This window comes from Aeromonas sp. SCS5 (assembly GCF_001887375.1).
In the GTDB taxonomy this organism is placed as follows: Bacteria; Pseudomonadota; Gammaproteobacteria; order Enterobacterales; family Aeromonadaceae; genus Aeromonas; species Aeromonas jandaei.
This window is the reverse complement of the sequence record NZ_LFCS01000042.1, coordinates 1-367: the sequence shown is the minus strand read 5'-3', so window position 1 is coordinate 367 and position 367 is coordinate 1. Positions and strand designations below refer to the sequence as shown.

At 63.5% G+C, this 367-nt stretch carries 1 protein-coding gene; it reads left to right on the top strand.

Annotation, left to right across the window (positions count from 1 at the left end; translation table 11 throughout):
• Positions 1 to 367, top strand: a 367-nt coding sequence (locus tag BS300_RS21325) for a DUF5801 repeats-in-toxin domain-containing protein (protein ID WP_239693849.1), incomplete at both ends; no start/stop codon positions are given.

Here is a 367-nt window from a genome sequence, read left to right as displayed (position 1 = left end):
TCGACATCAGCAGCAGCGCCATTAGCGGTCTGTTTAATGCCCCGGTGTATGGCACTGACGGCGCAGGCAGCGTGCAGTACAGCCTGAGTGCGACAGCGGGAGCCCGCACCGGCCTGTGGCTGGCGGGACAAAGTGGCAGCGCCAGCGAAATCAAACTGGTGGCCGTGGCCAACGGTTATGAAGGATGGACCGGCGGTAGCACCAGTGGCACCAAGGCCTTCAGCGTGCTGATAGACAGCAGCGGCAAGGTGACGGTGACCCAGTATGCGGCGCTGGAGCACGGTGTGGATGGCAGCAGTGCGAGCGACCATGACGACAGCGTGTCGCTGGCGTCAGCGGCGGCCATCAAGGTGGTACAGACTGTCAC